The sequence below is a fragment of the Allofrancisella inopinata genome (assembly GCF_012222965.1).
Lineage (GTDB): Bacteria > Pseudomonadota > Gammaproteobacteria > Francisellales > Francisellaceae > Francisella > Francisella inopinata.
This window is the reverse complement of record NZ_CP038241.1, coordinates 666740-683616: the sequence shown is the minus strand read 5'-3', so window position 1 is coordinate 683616 and position 16877 is coordinate 666740. Positions and strand designations below refer to the sequence as shown.

Below are 16877 nucleotides of genomic sequence, written 5' to 3'. Positions count from 1 at the left end.
AAACAAAATGAACAATAAAATATTCTCTCCAAAAATTACAGCTGTTATTGAGTCTTTAAGAAAGCTTCCTACTATTGGTAAAAAATCTTCACAAAGACTAACTTTATATTTATTAAGTAAATCGCCTGAAACAGCTATTGACATAGCTAAATCTCTTATAGAGGCTACTCAAAGTATTACTAACTGTAAATACTGTCAAGCTCTAACTGAAAATGAAATATGTGAAATATGTAGCGACTCTAAACGTGATGACTCTAAACTATGTATAGTAGAAAACTTGCTAGATCTCGTTGCCATAGAAGATGCTAATACTTTTAAAGGAAAATATTTTATCTTAAATGGAAGAATATCTCCCCTAGATGGTATAGGACCTAAAGAGTTAAAACTAGATTTATTAGAAAAGATTATAGCATCAAGAAATATAAATGAAATTATATTAGCAATTAGCCCTACAGTTGAGGGGGAAACTACCGCTCATTTCATATCACAGATTATAGGTAAAAATATAATAATTTCTAGAATTGGATTTGGGGTGCCATTTGGTGGTGAGCTTGAATACTTAGACCAACAAACTCTATTACATGCTTTTAATTCTAGGACAAACATTTAAGTAGGTTTATTTAAAATTCTCTCTACATTTATTGTCACATCTGATTTTCTAATTAATCGTAATAATAAATAGAGCTCTCTTCTATTACGCACTATTACTATAGCTGAAAGCTTAGCTTGTTTATTATCGATTGACATCATGTCAAGGCTACGAATATCTATGCCTTCTCTGGCTAAAGTCGTAGTAAGTTTAGCAACTGCTCCAGGAATATTTTTTAAGGTTACAGCAATCCTAGCTCTAAAACTAGGCTCATCATCATTATTTACAGACCATTCTGCTTGTATCTGTTTAGTATCTTGCATTTTTAATATGCTATATAACTCATTACAGCTACTTCTATGAACCTCTATATTATCTTGTGCTATTATTGCTTTTATTTCATCACCAGGCAGAGGCAAACAACACTCAGCTATACGCTGGTCATCTCCATATCTGATTTGCACTTTTGATGCTGAGGATTTACTATACGAATGTTGAATATCATCTACGTACTTAGCTATAAACTCAATAAAATTAGTAGGATCTATTAACCCTAAGCCAGTATCTAGGTAAAATCTATTTACAGTTTCTATACCCTCATAATTAAATAAAGCTCCATTAATAATCCCATTAGGAATACTTTTAATGTCAATATTATGTTCTTGTAATTTGCTTTCAACAAGCTCCTTACCTGTAATGTAATTAACATTCTTATATTGCTGTTTTAGAAAATCTTTAATTGCTGATTTAGCTCTACCAGTTTCAACAAAATCCAACCAAGCGGGATTAGGGTCAGCTACTGCTGAAGTTACAATTTCTATGTTATCTCCTTGTTTTAAACGGTAATTAAGAGATACTACTTTTCTATTAACTCTCGCAGCTATACATTTATTACCTACATCTGTATGGATGTAATAAGCAAAATCTATACATGTAGAATTCTGGGGTAATTCAACTATTTCTCCTTGTGGAGTGAAAACAAAAACATCATTATTAAACATATCCGTCTTAACATTTTCTAAAAATTCTACAGAGCTAGCTGTATAAACGTTAATATCTGATATCTTCTTAAGCCACCTTTGTATAGCTTTATCAGTTTTTTCACCTATCTTATAGCTCCAATGAGCTGCTATACCATATTCTGCTTGTCGATCCATCTGTAGTGTTTTAATCTGTATTTCTAACGGTATATTATAAGGTCCTAAGACAACAGTATGTAACGATCTATAACCATTAGCTTTAGGGGTTGCTATATAGTCTTTAAAGCGTTGTGGTATCGGCTTATACAGTTCATGAATTTTCCCTAAAGCCACATAGCAGTCAATACGACTAGGAACTATTACTTTATAAGCATACATATCCATTATTTCTTCAAAAGAAATACCTTTTTTACGCATCTTGTTATATATGCTATAGATTGTCTTCTTACGCGCCTTTATACTATCTTTAGATACCAAATCACCTAATTTATCTATTAAAGTTTCTTTAACTTGATAAAAAACTTTTTCTTTATTTTTTTCTACCTTCTTAACCTTTTCATCTAAAATATGGTATCTATAAGGGTACATTCCCTGAAAAGCAAGAGTCTCTAATTGTTCTTTAAGAGTATTAATACCTAACCTATGAGCGATAGGAGCAAATACGTCTAAAGTTTCTTGTGAAATCCTTCTTTTTTTTTCTGGCTTAAGTGGTGCCAAGGTACGCATATTATGCAATCTATCAGCTAATTTAATAAATATAACTCGGACATCTTTTGTTACAGATAAAAGCATTTTCCGAAAATTTTCTGCCTGTTGTTCTGCTATATTTTTATGTCTAATTTGGGTTAATTTAGTAACTCCTTCAACAAGTTGTGATACCTTAGAGCCAAAAAGTTCTTGTATCTCCTGATGCGTATGCTCTGTATCTTCAACAACATCATGAAGTAGCGCTGCTATAATAGTATCAACATCCATTCTTACTTCTGCTAAAATACAAGCTACTGCAACAGGATGAGTAAAATATGGCTCTCCAGAACTACGTACTTGAGTCTCATGAGCATCTGCCCCAAAAATAAAAGCTTCTGCTATTTTTAAACGTTCCAGGTCAGGAAGATACTTAAAGATAAGCCTATTAAGTTCATAAAAACAAAACATAATAAAATAAATAATATATATTAATATTATAGATAATAAATCGATTTGATAATCAAAGCAATTACAACTCTACTTTGTTTTATAAGAAATTAGATATTTTCTTGAAATTATAGCCATCCCAACAACTAAACTTATGTCTATTATCAATAAAATAATTGCTAGAGTCGAGTTATAATTTTTTTGTGAAAAAGCTGCCCCTTGCCCTGGAGGAATAACTCCTGTTGGGTTATATGCTAATCCATACTTTTTAATAATAGATGAGTTTATATCTCTAATGTTAACTACTGGAATCCCTTCTTTTAAGAAATTTACTGCAACAGAATTAATATTTTTATATTCAGGAGGCAAATCTTTCACTACACCAGAAGGAAAGCTAGGTAACTTAACAAACGTATCTTCTTGTTCATTAGATTTAGTGTTTGCAAATTTTTCTTTATTACCTTTATCTTCTTTTTCTGATTCCGGCTTAATTTGCTTAAGTCCTATAGACGCCATATTACCGCCAACATTTATATATGCTTTGATTTTTTCATCACCAGCAGCTTCTTTATACATTTTCAAACGCGTTTCTACAGAAGTATTCGTGGCATCTTTATATGGGATATTGATAGTTTCATAACCATTTCTCTTGATTGCGTCATTTAATTTTAAAATCGCTGAAGGAGTCATACCATAACCATTATCTCTAGAGCCCCCTAATGTTGCTCCTAAAATTGAATAATCAAACATACCCTTTTCTACCAAATTATGATAGATATCTAACCATGTAAAATTAGGCCTATTAGCCCCATATTGGGAAGAACCAGCTGAAAATATAACTAAAGGTTTAAGCTCTAAAGTTTTAATTGCTGATAACATAGCAATATCTAAAGCAGGGTATGATCCAGTTTCTTGAACAGCAACAAGATCACCTTTTTTAAGATCTAACTCATTCAACCAGCTAACAAATATCGCCGCGATATTTGGATTAACAGAAGACCTTTTAGAATATAAATCTCCAGAATCAGTAGTAATTTCTGTCATTGATAAACCTACCAAACCAGTACAAGTCACATCACCGACATCTTTACATAAGTAACCTTTAGATATAAAAAAGTTTTGTGTAAGTTTAAAAGCTTGACTACTGGTCTCTGCTGCTTGTAATTTTTGAGTATAACCTTTAGTTTCGATAACTAAGTTTTTCTCTACTATATATAAAGAAATTATCATGAACGCACTTAAAAACAATATTATATAACGCGACAAATATTTACGATGCCAATACATATTTTTCATTATTTATATTCCTACTATTTGAGGGCCAATCAATACTATCAGTAACAAACGAATAATAACAGACGCTATTAATAATGAACCAATAGTTTCAATGAGGCCTTGTCTATCGATAGATAAAGTAATAAGACCAGGTATAATATAACCTATAACTTTTATATTATCGAAATAAAAACTAGAAGTCATATGCTCAGATAATATACTATTACATATAGTCCCTAATATAAAAGATAAAAGTACTGTAATAGCAATTCTTCTTCTACCATAAATAATCATAAATTTAGACATCAATCTAACTATTCCAAAAATTACTATCGAAATAATTATAGTTAATATGACTCTATCTGGTGCCCCCATTTCTAAAGCAAAATAACCTGGCACAACCATACCACCTGTAGATAAACCTAAAAGTGACACAAAGACTAGCCCAACAATCAAACCTATCCCTATAGAGAGAGTTAATGGATCCATATTTTCTCCTATTAAATGTACAATTTTTTAAAACAAACCGTATTTATAAACCACGCTTCTCTTTATGACTTTTATCACAAAAATCTACTAAACTCATTCCGATATCTTTAATATTACCAACTCCAACAAGTATGTATGAATTAGCTTTTTGAGTTTCGTATACTTTTTCAAGGATTTCAAGAGGTTGCATGTCTTCACAAATGATAACTTGAGACCTCTTTTTATTAAGTGATTTTGCATACTTTTTGTAGAAAGAAGTAAAAACTTCTGTACCTGTTCCAATAAGAACAACTAAATCCGGAACTTGCCAATCAAGTATAGCTTCTGCTATTTGTTTAGACCTATCTTCCCTATCTTCTCGGCAGTTAACAATTAAAACTTTTTTATCACAACTCTCATACTTACTATAAAGCTTATCCCAAAGCATTTTAGTTGAAACTGGATCATTTGCAGCAAAAGCATTAGCAAAATTCATTTCAGAGCCTTTAATATCAAAATTATACTCTGTCATAGCTCCAGGATCAGGGGTTGCTTCCCACATACCTTTTAAAGCCACTTCTCTTGGTATCCCCAAATCATCTGTCACTTTTAATGCCAAAGCTACGTTAATTTTAAACTCAGAGTATACAAATTTATTAATTTCTTCATCTGTTATTTTCTCAGCATCAGTAGCAGTAGCAACTATAAGTTCACTTCCCCTATCTTTACATGCATATTTGAAAAAATCAACATGCACATCTTCAGCTGTAAAGTATTTTGCTTTTACAGGAACTGCCCCAGCTAAAGCTTTTGCAACATCTCTTTCTGTTGGACCCATCACATCTAAATGATCAGGTCTAGCATTAGTAAGTACGCCATGTGTAGCTTTAACTAATTTTAGCTCGCATAAAGATTGTAATAATGGTTGGAGTGCCATACATTCTATAACTATAGCATCAGCTTTAGCTCTTTTTGCTTTAAACATTATTTTTACTTGCTCAGCTATATTACTAAAACCTATTCTAAAAACTGGAGTTTCTGAACCATCAACATCTATGTACCTAGCTAAAGTTCCTGTAGTTTTTGCAACAGTCCTATGGCCTCCAGCACGCACACCAGCTGCTATTAATCTAGCAACACTTGACTTACCTCTAGTACCATTTACATGAATACGTATCGGGATACTCCTAATACTTATATTATGGATAATATTTTCTACTATTAGATAAATACTTAGAACAAGAAAAACTCCTATAATCAGCCAAAAGTCCAAAATAAACCCCTTTTATCCCTTTAAAACTTCTTTTCCTAATATATCATAAAAGCTAGCTTATCAAAAGCTAATGAGCTAATTTAAAATTTTTGATAGTCCCTTTAGTAGCAAAATAAATACCTATGATAAGCACAATACCCCAAATAATAAAGTTCGCAGTTACTTTCTCAAGGTGAAAAATTATACTAAAAACACCCGCCCAAAAAATAAATGTAGCATTAAAAGTAGTTCCTAGACTTGCTCCTATACGCTTTATAGCATAATAGTAAGCGATATATGATGCCATAGCAGACATCACACATATGATAAGCATTTTTATCATGAAAAAGTTTTCCACCACTTTTAAAAATTCTAAAGGAAAAAATATACAAATAAAAGTTAAGCAAACTAAATAAGATATTGCTGAACAAAACTGCCTTGTAGCTAATAAAAATGAACTATGATTTTCAGTAGCCTTTTTTAAGGCCAATGAAAATAAAATTGATTCTAGCCCCCACCCAAGCATTGCACAAAGAGCAAACATAATGCCAATTAATGTTTTACTGCCTCCATGACGCTCACCAGCAATTGATATAAATATAACGGCCAAAACTGATAGTAATATGCCAAGTATTTTTAAATTTGTTGGTTTTTCTTTTAAAAAACATATTGCTAAAAAAAGAGCCACTATCGGATAACATGAAGTGACAACCCCAGCATAAATAGGTCCAGCATATGATATACCAACTATACCAGCAACCATTCCTAAAGGGCCCGCAAAAATAGCCGCTAAACACAATACCCAAAAGATTTTCTTTAAAGATCTAATTCTAGTAAAAAAAGTTTTTGGAGAACTAAAATAATGGTATCCAAATATAGCCAAACAAGATGAAGTATCTTGCACAGCAGCTAAGAGTAAAGAAAAAATTATAGTTAACAGTCCTGTTGATAGAATTTCTATTTTAATACTAAAAATATTGATATATACATCATTAAGGCCCCACAGGACACCTGATAGGACTCCCACAAATATACCAAATAATTTTAAAGACTTAAAATCTAGCAAAATAAATCTATTACAAAATAAAACTAGAATCATGATAACATCTTAAAAGGTTTAAATAAACCATTTCAAAACGTTTATTTATTTTGTGGGTTTATGATACAAAATAAAACTTTATGAAATACCTTTATGGTGCGGACGGGGAGACTCGAACTCCCACGGTCACCCGCTGGAACCTAAATCCAGTGCGTCTACCAATTTCGCCACGTCCGCAATAACTGGGGTGATTGATGGGACTTGAACCCACGACAACCGGAATCACAATCCGGGGCTCTACCAACTGAGCTACAACCACCATTACAAATTGCAATATTCGTAATGGCACGTCCGGCAGGATTTGAACCTGCTACCCTCGGCTTAGAAGGCCGATGCTCTATCCAGATGAGCTACGGACGCATCAAACAATGGTCGGAGCAGAGGGATTTGAACCCCCGACCCTCTGGTCCCAAACCAGATGCGCTACCAAACTGCGCTATGCTCCGACAATAACTTAATAATGGTGGCCAGAGGCAGAATCGAACTGCCGACACGAGGATTTTCAGTCCTCTGCTCTACCGACTGAGCTATCTGGCCAATGACGTATATTATAACTATACAAATGCTTTTAAGTCAATATGTTTTTATAATATTTTACTGATAAAATGTTTTAAATTGTCCTTCTTCAGCATATGCGTACAATGTTTGAGCTATATCAGTAGATCCTGAATAGATATTGCCTTTTTTATCAGTAGCTATTAATCCCACATAATCACCTAGACTATTGCTTTCAGCAATGGATCTATCCACAGCTTCTTTTAAGCTCATGCCATCTTTTACACGAGTACATACTTTAGCTGCTACAGCTTGATTAACAATATGCTCACCTATACCTGTACAAGAAATACCCATTTCTTTTGTGGCAAAATTACCAGCAACTGTTGGACTATCTCCTACACGCCCTGGATACTCAAACCCTGCTCCACCTGTAGATGTTATGGCACAGATTTTTCCTGTAGAATCTAAAGCTACTACACCTATAGTACCAGTATATCCTTTTATTGACTCTAGATATTCTTTATATCTTTTAGGTGTCATAGGCTCATATTTAGGTAATTTCATGATATTATGAGCAAAATCAGTAGCTTGCTCTGCTGCTAAAATGCTGTGGTGCTGCTGCATCAGTCTATTTGCAACTTCTATAGGGTTCTTAATATTTTGGATATTAATGACCCCAGCAAATTTTTGTTGCTTACTATCCATTATCGAAGCGGACATTCTAATTTGACCATCCTGCTGGACCCTTGAGCCAGTTCCTGCATTAAAGATTTCATCATCCTCTAAAAGCTTAGCCGCAAATATTGCCGCTTTATTAGCGTCATCAGTTTGCTTTAAATATTCATAAGATTTTTCAACTATAGGTAACAGATGATTATGGTATTCAATAAAAGAAGTATTTTTATCCTCTCTTGCTCCACAGCCACCATGAATAATAATTTTTTGCATAATAAACTACTCCCAGCTTACAATAAAAAGAATCTTAAATTAAAAATCCACTAGAGAAGTATTTAAATCGAACTTTTGACCTTCTAATAACATATGCATACGAATATCAACTAAACTTATAGGCGCATTATTGCGAGCGTTATGTAACGATGAATGCTTAAGATGTGAAAAATCTATAATTGTCACCATACCAGAACCTATAACTTCTATCACATTATAAGAATTTAAAAGTGCTGCTGTATCTTCGTCAATACCCACACCGACCATATATGGATTATAAGAAAGCGCTGCTAATAACCTACCTAACCTATCTCTTTGAGAAAAGTGCTGATCTACTAAAAGTTTATTTGTTAGACCTAAACCTGGTGCTAAATTTACCATATTACACCTAGGCATAAGACCAGCTTGACCTCCTGCTATCATAAATCCAGAGATAAAAGCAGCTCCAGCTGAAGTGCCAGCTACATTAACGCCTTCTGCGTTTAATTTTCGAATAAGTTGGGCTATTGGAGTGCCTCCTAAAGTAGTTGACAATAGTAATTGATTCCCACCTGTCATAAATATACCAGTACATTCAGACAATTTATCTTGATGTTCTTTATTAGTAGCTTCTAAGCGGGTTTCTATCTTTAGGTTATGAATTTCTTTTACTCCCATTTTAGTAAAAATATCAACATAAATATCTCCCGTATCGGGAAGTTTAGACGCTGTAGGTATTACAGCGATTTTAGCATCTTTACCTCCAGATAAATCTACGAATTTTTCTAAAACTGTAGGGCATGCAAACTTATCTTCTCCTCCCCCTATTGGCATAATAAATCCACGTTGATCTTTTGCAACCGACTTAGAAGGCATCTAAATATTCTCCTATTTATTTTAACTTTTGTTAGAAATAATACATTTTTATAAAATAATACTAAGTAATTACAGACTTTTCTATAAAAAATGATCTGTTTCTCGTAAAGAGTTTTACTTTTATAACCACCAAGGTCATTTACGCTATCAAAATTTGATGATATGCTATTCCTAAAGTACTAAAAAATGATTTTTAAATTTAAAAATGAGCAAAACTATAAAAGTTTTAACCATAGGTGGAGCAACCCTAGATACTATAATACAGTACGAGGAAATGTTTACCATGAACATGCAAAAAAAAGATAATACTCAATCTTTCATGCTGTTAGAAGAAGGTGCTAAAATTGAAGTTAAAGAGCATAATTCTTTTACAGGAGGTGGTGCTACAAACGCTGCTGTTTCTTTCAAAAAACAAAACCTTGATGTTAGTTTCTTTGGAAAAATTGGTAAAGATATTGCTGGTGAGAAAATCATTCAAGAACTAAAAGATTTTGATATAGATATCTCAAATATTCGTTACTCCAACAAGTATGGGACTGCAACGTCTTACGTAATACCAACTTTAAGTGGTGATCGGACAATATTTGCCTATAGAGGAGCTAATAAAGATATATTAAAAGATGATTTACCTACTCAAGCAATAATTCAAAGTGACTTTATATACATAACCTCTTTAAGTAAATCTTCTGCTGCTAGGCTCCCAGAAATAGTAAAATTAGCTTCACAAAATAATACTAAAGTAGCTATCAATCCAGGATCAAGCCAACTCAGTATCGGAGAGAGTTTTATTAAGGACTCTATGTTTGGAATAGATATACTAGTACTAAACTACCAAGAAGCTCAAAAGCTGATGCTTTCTTTATTATCTATTGATGATCAAGGCATTACCAAGTCTACAGATAGACTAGAGCAGCCTAATCTGGATGAAGAAAATAGCGATTTCCTAAATGCCACATTTAGGTTAAAAGATTTTTTTAAGATCTGTCTAGATCTTGGCCCTAAAATAATTGTTGTTACTGATGGAGCTAATGGTGTTTATGCAGCTACTAAAGATAAATTTTACCACAGTCAGTCTCTTAATGTCAGTAACGTAGTTAATACCCTAGGAGCTGGTGACGCTTTTAGCTCAACTTTTTGTGCTAATATATACAAAGGCTTAGCTATAGAAGAAGCTATAAAATATGCTTTAATAAATGCTTGCCAGGTAATTCAACATCCCGATGCTAAATCTGGATTACAACATATAGCAGACCTGGATAAAATGAAATCAAAGATTGATACTGAGTTAGACTCTAAAATCTCTATTAATTCCTGGTAGCAATGTAGTCACCCTCTAAGAAAGATTCTACGTCTTTGACATAATAATCAATTTCTTGACTTTCATAAAAATTAACAGCAGATTTTTTGTCATCTGCATGTATAAGAACCGTTTCCATACCTAAATATTTAGCTGTTACTAGATTATGAGATGAATCTTCAAAAAAGATAGCTTTACTAAAGTCAATGCCAAACTTATTTTTACCAACTTCAAAATATTTTTCTTTAGGTTTAGCAACTAATTCTGTATCTTCCAATGTCAATACTCCATGAAACAGGTTATCTAGCCCAAACTGCTTCATAACCCTATCTGCATGAAAATTAGAAGCATTAGTAAAAACATAAACGTTACTAGTATTTTTGAGAGTCCTTAGATGACTATTAAGCTTTAGATTAGGTTGAAAATGGCCAATATCAATATCATCGATAAAATTTAGATATTCTTTATAATCAATATTATGGTATCTCATAAGCCCCAGCATGGTTGAGCCACATTCATAATATAATTCATCTCTAATAGCATCAGCTTTTTCGTCATCTGAAATTTTCAACTTAATTTTTATATACTCACGCATTCTTTCAAGTTGGCTATCAAATAGACCATTTTTATAAGAATAAAGGGTGTTGTCTAAATCAAATATATATGTTTTCATTATTTTTTAGGTTTCCAATAAAGATATTTATATTAACTTATAAATTATGGGACTGTTGCAAGCTGGAATTAGATGGGTAGTAACAAGGCAAAAATATTCGAAAAAGCGCAGTTTACATGTAGTAAATGAGCATTTTGAGAATGTTTTTAACACAGTTAGAAACATATAATTTTAGTTTGCAACGCTCCCATTATTAACTTTCTCAAGCTCATGTTTCATATTAGCTATTGTTATTTCATAACTACCAGAATTAAAAATAGCAGAACCTGCTACAAACGCATTGACCCCACAACTAGCTATTTCAGCAATATTATCAATATTCACACCGCCATCAATTTCTAAAAGGATGTCTTTACCAGTAGTGTTTATCCACTGGGAAACTTCTTTTGCTTTTTTCAATGTAGCTGGAATAAATTTCTGTCCACCAAACCCAGGGTTTACTGACATTAACAATACTCTATCAATGTGTGTCTGAACATATTTTAAACATTCCAAACTTGTTGCGGGGTTCAAAGCAAGACCTGCTTGTATCCCAAAAGATTTAATCAACTGTAAACTTCTATCAACATGCTCACTAGCTTCCGGATGAAAAACTATACTACTAGCCCCAGCTTTAGCAAAGCTTTCAATCAAACTATCAACTGGCTTAACCATCAGATGCACATCGATTCCTGCAGTTATACCATAATCTCTAAGAGCTTTTAGAACCATTGGGCCAAAAGTAAGATTTGGCACATAATGGTTATCCATCACATCAAAATGAATATTATTAGCACCAGCCAGCAAAACACTTTTAACATCATCTCCTAATCTAGCTAAATCAGCAGACAAAATAGATGGGTTAATCTGAAAATCCTGCATACCTAATTTCTCATATGTAACAAAATAAAATTCAATTCTAACATAATCATATAAAATATTTGAGCTATTGGGTTTCTAAAACTATAATACAGAAGCTAGTTAATTATTTTATTCTAAGAGACTATGAGATATGAGTAGAAATTATATTGAAAATGCAAAAAAAACCTTTGAACTTGAAATTAAAGCTCTAGAAAAACTAAAAAATGCCATTAATAGTGAATTCGAGCGCGCATGTAAAATTATTTTAGCTAATAAGCACGGTCGTGTCATTATAACAGGGATGGGTAAATCAGGTCATATTGGAAAAAAAATAGCTGCGACTTTAGCTAGTACTGGTACTCCTGCATTTTTTGTTCACCCTGGTGAAGCAGGTCATGGAGACTTTGGAATGATAACATCTAATGATATCTTAATAGCCATATCAAACTCTGGCAACTCAACTGAAATAATGGGATTAATGCCTATGTTAAAGCACTTAGATATTCCTATAATAACTATTACTAGTAATGAAGATTCTATGATGGCTAAAAGTAGTGATGTAATACTTAATTTACACGTTGATAAAGAAGCTTGCCCGCTAAACTTAGCTCCAACATCAAGCACTACTGCAACTTTAGTATTAGGTGACGCTTTAGCCATAGCTTTACTAAAGGCAAAGAACTTCTCCGCTAGGGATTTTGCTTTTTCTCATCCTAGTGGTTCGCTTGGTAAAAAATTAACATTAAAAGTAGAGAATATTATGCGTAAAGGTGATGAGATTCCAAAGGTTAAATCTACAGATACTATTCGTAAAGCGATTTTAGAAATTAGTGATAAAGGTATAGGTAATACGTTAATTGCCGAAAATAATAAACTTTTAGGTATTTTTACTGATGGTGATTTAAGAAGAATATTTGAAACAGAAAGTTTTGACTCCCAAGTTTCTATCAACCAAGTTATGAGTAAAAATCCAAAAACCATTCTAAAAGATGATATGGCCGTCACAGCATTGGAAAAAATGGAAGAATTTGCAATAACAAATCTTGCTGTGATTGATAACGATAAAAATATATTAGGAGTAGTAAATATGCATGATTTAGTGAAATTAGGTTTGAAATAACTACTCTAAATGGGTATTACTTCTAGTTTTAAATCAAAAATTAGCAGGTAGAAAGCTTAAAGAACATTACCCATACTTACACAGTGGTAACCAGCATCTACGTGTATAACCTCTCCAGTGATACCAGAAGCCATATCTGAGCATAAGAAAGCAACTGTATTACCAACTTCCATAACATCAACATTTTTCTTAAGTGGAGATACTGTAGCATTATAATCTAGCATTTTCTTAAAGTTACTAATACCAGAAGCTGCTAAAGTCTTAATTGGGCCAGCTGAAACAGCATTTACATTTATACCATCTTCACCTAGAGCTAATGCTGTATATCTAACAGTAGCTTCTAAAGATGCTTTAGCAACACCCATAGTATTATAGCTTGGCATAGCTTTTTCAGCACCAATATAAGTAAGTGCAACTAAAGAAGCTTTTCTACCTTTCATCATCTGACGGCCTTCTTTAGCTAAAGCAGCAAAAGAATATGCACTAATATCATGAGCAATAGCAAAACCTTCACGCGTAACACAATCAATAAAGTTACCTTCTAACTGATCACGAGGAGCAAATGCAATAGAGTGAATGATACCATCAAGGCCGTCCCATACTTTATTCAGGTCTACAAATAAATTTTTGATTTCTTCATCCGAGGTTACATCACAAGGCAAGACTGCTGCAGGATTAAACTCTGTACATAATTTTTCCACTCTATCTTTAAATTGCCCTACGTATGTAAATGCAAGTTCCGCACCCTCTCTATGCATAGCTTTTGCAATACCATAGGCAATTGATTTATTGCTTAAAAGCCCAGTAATTAATATTTTTTTACCCTTTAAAAAACCCATGTTTACATTCTCCTTTGTGGATTTTAACTAAAACTTAATAGACATACTTAACAAGACATATAGTATGAATACCTTAAACTAATGAGTTATAATTATAAATAATCAGACATTAAAACACTAGATTAATTTCAGTATAGGCAATAAACATATGAAATGTAAAGGTAAAAAAATTATAGCTAACGCTCATGGAGAAGTAAGTTTTGATCGTGCTAAAGCAAGTTGGAATATAATGAAAATAACTTCTGAGCTTGTTGAAGGTTATGAACGCTTAGATAATATTACTCCTGCTATAAGTATATTTGGATCAGCTAGGTTAAAAGAAGATGACTACCATTATATTCAAGCTGAGAAGCTAGCTAAAGTACTTTCTGATAGTGGATTTTCCATTATTACTGGAGGAGGTTCAGGAATAATGGAAGCTAGTAATAGAGGAGCCCAACAAGGGTGTTCTTCTAGTATAGGGTTAAATATAACCTTACCCTTCGAGCAAGTTCCAAATAGTCATCAAGATATATCTTTATTTTATAGATACTTTTTCACCCGTAAGGCAATGTTTATTAAACACTCAATGGCATATATTGTTATGCCAGGCGGATTTGGGACATTAGATGAATTATTTGATACAACAACACTAGTACAAACTAAGAAAAAAGCCTATATGCCAATTATATTAGTTGGTAAAGAATTTTGGAGTGGGCTTTTAGACTGGGTTAAAACCACTATGGTGAATAAAGGAGTAATAACAGAACAAGAAGTTGGATTATTAACCTTAGTTGATAGTGCTGAAGAAGTAGTTGAAATTATACAAGAGCACTATAATAATACCTACAGTTCTAAAGAGCATGCAAAAATCGTATTTTAGGAACCTAATATGGATATCAATACTATTTCTATAACCCTAATAAATAACTCCCTACCTATAATTACAGTTTTCTCCATACTTATACATATTTTTTGTGGCTTGGCTATAGCAAAAGATATACCTAAAGTCCTAGATAAAAGGCTTACAACAATATTGCTACCTAAAAATATATGGATTTTGGTTGGCTTGATATCTGGAGTTTGGGGGTTATTAATATATTGGATTATTCATCACTCTAATATCTCAAGAGACTAATACCCAATTATCTTAATAGATATATCATGAAGCGTGACCAGTAGTAGGTAAAGTAAGTTCTGGGTATATAGTTTCAATATCTTTTTTTATAATCTCATTGATAACCTCATTACTTAAGGTATGTCCTAATTCTTTTATAATGTTAGGTTTATTAAAAGCATTTTCAAAAAACTTGTTATCTACTATCTCATCATTCTCTGCAAGAGTTATCCTTATTGCCTTGTCAAGTTTACCTAGGCTACCATTTAATAGTAGCAGCAAATATGCTCCTAAAAATTTCCTAATCTTAACTTTCTTTAAAATAAACATAGTTTTGTAATTAATAAAAAAAGGTGTAACTAAATGTAATCTGTCATATAGTGTCTTATCTAATAATGAAGAAATTCCAGCTGACATTGAGATTGCATAAATAAGATCATAATTCTGAGCATTTACTTGGTATTTCTTGATTATTTTCTTAAGTTTTCGTCTGACAAATATAGGTCTCCCTAACGCCACTGTTGTAACTTTAACTTTTAAACCATTTATTTCAAAATTCTCAACACTATCACCTTTACTATAATAGCCTCTTAACACTAAAACGTTCATATATGGATTTTATCTCTCTTTTTTCTCTATCAACTCTATCTGATATCCGTCAGGATCTTTAATAAATGCTATAATCGATGTACCTCCTTTTACAGGACCTGCTTGACGCGTGACAATACCTCCTTTAGATATAACATCTTGACAAGCCTTATAAACATCATCTACCTCCATACATAAATGTCCAAAAGCATTGCCATGATCATATTCATGTTCACCCCAGTTATATGTTAATTCCAGAACTGTATGATCATTAATATCTCCATAACCTAAAAATGCTAAAGTATATTTATAATCTGGATTGTCAGTTTTTTTAATAACTTGCATGGCTAGTATATTAGTATAAAAATTTATCGATTTATCTAAATCTTTAACTCTTATCATAACATGTGCAAATCTCATAATTTCACCCTCTAAAATTGCCTTTATAAGTTTAGTTTGCTATATTATAACAAATTTTATGCCCCTGTTCGCAATCATCCAGGGTTATCAAAACTAAGGGTTAACATGACTAATTTTGAATTACTTATATTTTATACTTTTATTGATTTTTTTGTCCTTTTTTTAGCTTTCAGGTTATTTGGAAAAAAAGGAGTTACTATCTTTATAATCATTAGTCTTATAGCTGCTAATATCCAAGTAAATAAAGGAGTCCAATACGATATATTTGGATTACACGTTATAGCGACTTTGGGTAATGTAATGTTTGGTGGTATTTTTGTGGCTAATGATCTGCTAAATGAAAAATATGGAAGAAATGAGGCACGCAAAGTTGTATTAGTATCTATTTTCTTTGGAATCTCCTTTATTCTGCTGATGCTTGTCTCAACATTTTACCAAACAGTTAGCAATGATGAGTTTTATCAAAGCTCCAGTGATGCTCTTGATATTTTTTTCTCTCTAAGCGGTGGTGCTCTTAAGGCTGTTATAATAGGTAATTTGGTATATCTAATTTCACAGCTTTTTGATGTTTTAATATACGCCAAACTTAAAAGCTATAGTAACGATTTGAAATGGCTTTGGTTTAGAAATACAGGTTCTACTTTAATCTCACAAATTATTGATACCATTCTAATTACCTATGGTTTTGCATTAGCTGGTATTATTCCTATGCAATATGCTTTAGAAGTAGTAGCCTCAACTCTTTTAATCAAATATATAATTGCTATTATAAATGCGCCTTTATTTTACCTATTAGCTTTTGTAAAACCAAAAGATTTATAATATTATACCAATTCCAACATAAATTGTTGCATTTATCCCAAAGGAGTTTATGACTAATTTAAGTTTTTGATGTGCAGGCAATAG

Annotated in this window: 18 protein-coding genes and 5 tRNA genes; 6 read left to right on the top strand and 17 right to left on the bottom strand. The window is 32.4% G+C overall.

Annotation, left to right across the window (positions count from 1 at the left end):
• Positions 1–7 precede the first annotated feature (7 nt).
• Positions 8–610 (top strand): recombination mediator RecR, encoded by a 603-nt coding sequence (recR, locus tag E4K63_RS03170; RefSeq protein WP_133941254.1) that lies wholly within the window; start codon positions 8–10, stop codon positions 608–610.
• Here recR and E4K63_RS03165 read toward each other — a convergent pair.
• The 12 genes from E4K63_RS03165 to E4K63_RS03110 form a co-directional block, all read right to left on the bottom strand.
• Positions 607–2724 (bottom strand): RelA/SpoT family protein, encoded by a 2118-nt coding sequence (locus tag E4K63_RS03165; RefSeq protein ID WP_133941252.1) that lies wholly within the window; start codon positions 2722–2724, stop codon positions 607–609. The genes recR and E4K63_RS03165 overlap by 4 nt on opposite strands.
• 69 nt (positions 2725–2793) lie before the next feature.
• Complete coding sequence (gene pgsW / locus E4K63_RS03160) at positions 2794–3999, bottom strand: poly-gamma-glutamate system protein (RefSeq protein ID WP_133941250.1); 1206 nt, start codon at positions 3997–3999, stop codon at positions 2794–2796.
• A gap of 3 nt (positions 4000–4002) precedes the next feature.
• Positions 4003–4467 (bottom strand): poly-gamma-glutamate biosynthesis protein PgsC, encoded by a 465-nt coding sequence (gene pgsC / locus E4K63_RS03155; RefSeq protein WP_133941248.1) that lies wholly within the window; start codon positions 4465–4467, stop codon positions 4003–4005.
• A gap of 43 nt (positions 4468–4510) precedes the next feature.
• Positions 4511–5719, bottom strand: coding sequence for a poly-gamma-glutamate synthase PgsB (pgsB, locus tag E4K63_RS03150; RefSeq protein ID WP_133941246.1), 1209 nt, complete (start codon positions 5717–5719; stop codon positions 4511–4513).
• 67 nt (positions 5720–5786) lie between these two features.
• Positions 5787–6797 (bottom strand): DMT family transporter, encoded by a 1011-nt coding sequence (locus E4K63_RS03145; protein WP_133941244.1) that lies wholly within the window; start codon positions 6795–6797, stop codon positions 5787–5789.
• A gap of 94 nt (positions 6798–6891) precedes the next feature.
• Positions 6892–6974, bottom strand: a tRNA-Leu gene (locus E4K63_RS03140).
• Between the two features lie 6 nt (positions 6975–6980).
• Positions 6981–7056, bottom strand: a tRNA-His gene (locus tag E4K63_RS03135).
• 24 nt (positions 7057–7080) lie between these two features.
• Positions 7081–7157 (bottom strand) — tRNA-Arg (locus tag E4K63_RS03130).
• 9 nt (positions 7158–7166) lie between these two features.
• A tRNA-Pro gene (locus E4K63_RS03125) sits at positions 7167–7243 on the bottom strand.
• A gap of 15 nt (positions 7244–7258) precedes the next feature.
• A tRNA-Phe gene (locus E4K63_RS03120) sits at positions 7259–7334 on the bottom strand.
• A gap of 57 nt (positions 7335–7391) precedes the next feature.
• Complete coding sequence (locus tag E4K63_RS03115; protein WP_133941242.1) at positions 7392–8243, bottom strand: isoaspartyl peptidase/L-asparaginase; 852 nt, start codon at positions 8241–8243, stop codon at positions 7392–7394.
• A gap of 39 nt (positions 8244–8282) precedes the next feature.
• Positions 8283–9098, bottom strand: a complete 816-nt coding sequence (locus tag E4K63_RS03110) for a cyanophycinase (protein ID WP_133941241.1) — start codon at positions 9096–9098, stop codon at positions 8283–8285.
• A gap of 205 nt (positions 9099–9303) precedes the next feature.
• Between E4K63_RS03110 and E4K63_RS03105 the strand changes: the two genes are divergently transcribed.
• A complete protein-coding gene (locus E4K63_RS03105) occupies positions 9304–10416 on the top strand; it encodes a carbohydrate kinase family protein (protein ID WP_133941239.1) in 1113 nt (370 codons plus the stop codon).
• Here the strand turns inward: E4K63_RS03105 and E4K63_RS03100 are convergent.
• Together E4K63_RS03100 and rpe are read right to left on the bottom strand one after the other, a co-directional pair.
• Positions 10403–11068, bottom strand: a complete 666-nt coding sequence (locus E4K63_RS03100; protein WP_133941237.1) for a pyrimidine 5'-nucleotidase — start codon at positions 11066–11068, stop codon at positions 10403–10405. The genes E4K63_RS03105 and E4K63_RS03100 overlap by 14 nt on opposite strands.
• A gap of 171 nt (positions 11069–11239) precedes the next feature.
• Positions 11240–11929, bottom strand: a complete 690-nt coding sequence (rpe, locus tag E4K63_RS03095; protein ID WP_133941235.1) for a ribulose-phosphate 3-epimerase — start codon at positions 11927–11929, stop codon at positions 11240–11242.
• Positions 11930–12059: 130 nt separating this feature from the next.
• Between rpe and E4K63_RS03090 the strand changes: the two genes are divergently transcribed.
• Entirely contained in the window at positions 12060–13028 is a 969-nt protein-coding gene (locus E4K63_RS03090) for a KpsF/GutQ family sugar-phosphate isomerase (RefSeq protein WP_133941233.1), read from the top strand.
• A gap of 56 nt (positions 13029–13084) precedes the next feature.
• Here E4K63_RS03090 and E4K63_RS03085 read toward each other — a convergent pair whose 3' ends face one another.
• Positions 13085–13867, bottom strand: coding sequence for an enoyl-ACP reductase FabI (locus E4K63_RS03085; protein WP_133941231.1), 783 nt, complete (start codon positions 13865–13867; stop codon positions 13085–13087).
• A 148-nt stretch (positions 13868–14015) separates the two neighbouring features.
• Here E4K63_RS03085 and E4K63_RS03080 point away from each other — a divergent pair, with 148 nt between their 5' ends.
• Together E4K63_RS03080 and E4K63_RS03075 are read left to right on the top strand one after the other, a co-directional pair.
• Positions 14016–14729 carry an LOG family protein gene (locus E4K63_RS03080; RefSeq protein WP_133941229.1) on the top strand — a complete coding sequence of 238 codons (714 nt, stop codon included), beginning with the start codon at positions 14016–14018 and terminating at the stop codon, positions 14727–14729.
• 9 nt (positions 14730–14738) lie between these two features.
• Positions 14739–14984: a hypothetical protein gene (locus E4K63_RS03075; RefSeq protein WP_133941227.1), complete on the top strand. Its 246-nt coding sequence runs from the start codon at positions 14739–14741 to the stop codon at positions 14982–14984.
• A 24-nt stretch (positions 14985–15008) separates the two neighbouring features.
• On the opposite strand, the gene E4K63_RS03070 is transcribed toward E4K63_RS03075, so the two are convergent.
• Positions 15009–15572 (bottom strand): hypothetical protein, encoded by a 564-nt coding sequence (locus E4K63_RS03070; RefSeq protein ID WP_133941225.1) that lies wholly within the window; start codon positions 15570–15572, stop codon positions 15009–15011.
• 9 nt (positions 15573–15581) lie between these two features.
• On the bottom strand, positions 15582–15971 hold the full coding sequence (gene gloA, locus E4K63_RS03065) for a lactoylglutathione lyase (protein ID WP_133941223.1): 390 nt from the start codon (positions 15969–15971) through the stop codon (positions 15582–15584).
• 105 nt (positions 15972–16076) lie between these two features.
• On the opposite strand from gloA, the gene E4K63_RS03060 reads away from it, so the two are divergent.
• Positions 16077–16793, top strand: coding sequence for a queuosine precursor transporter (locus E4K63_RS03060; RefSeq protein ID WP_133941221.1), 717 nt, complete (start codon positions 16077–16079; stop codon positions 16791–16793).
• The last annotated feature ends 84 nt before the right edge of the window (positions 16794–16877 follow it).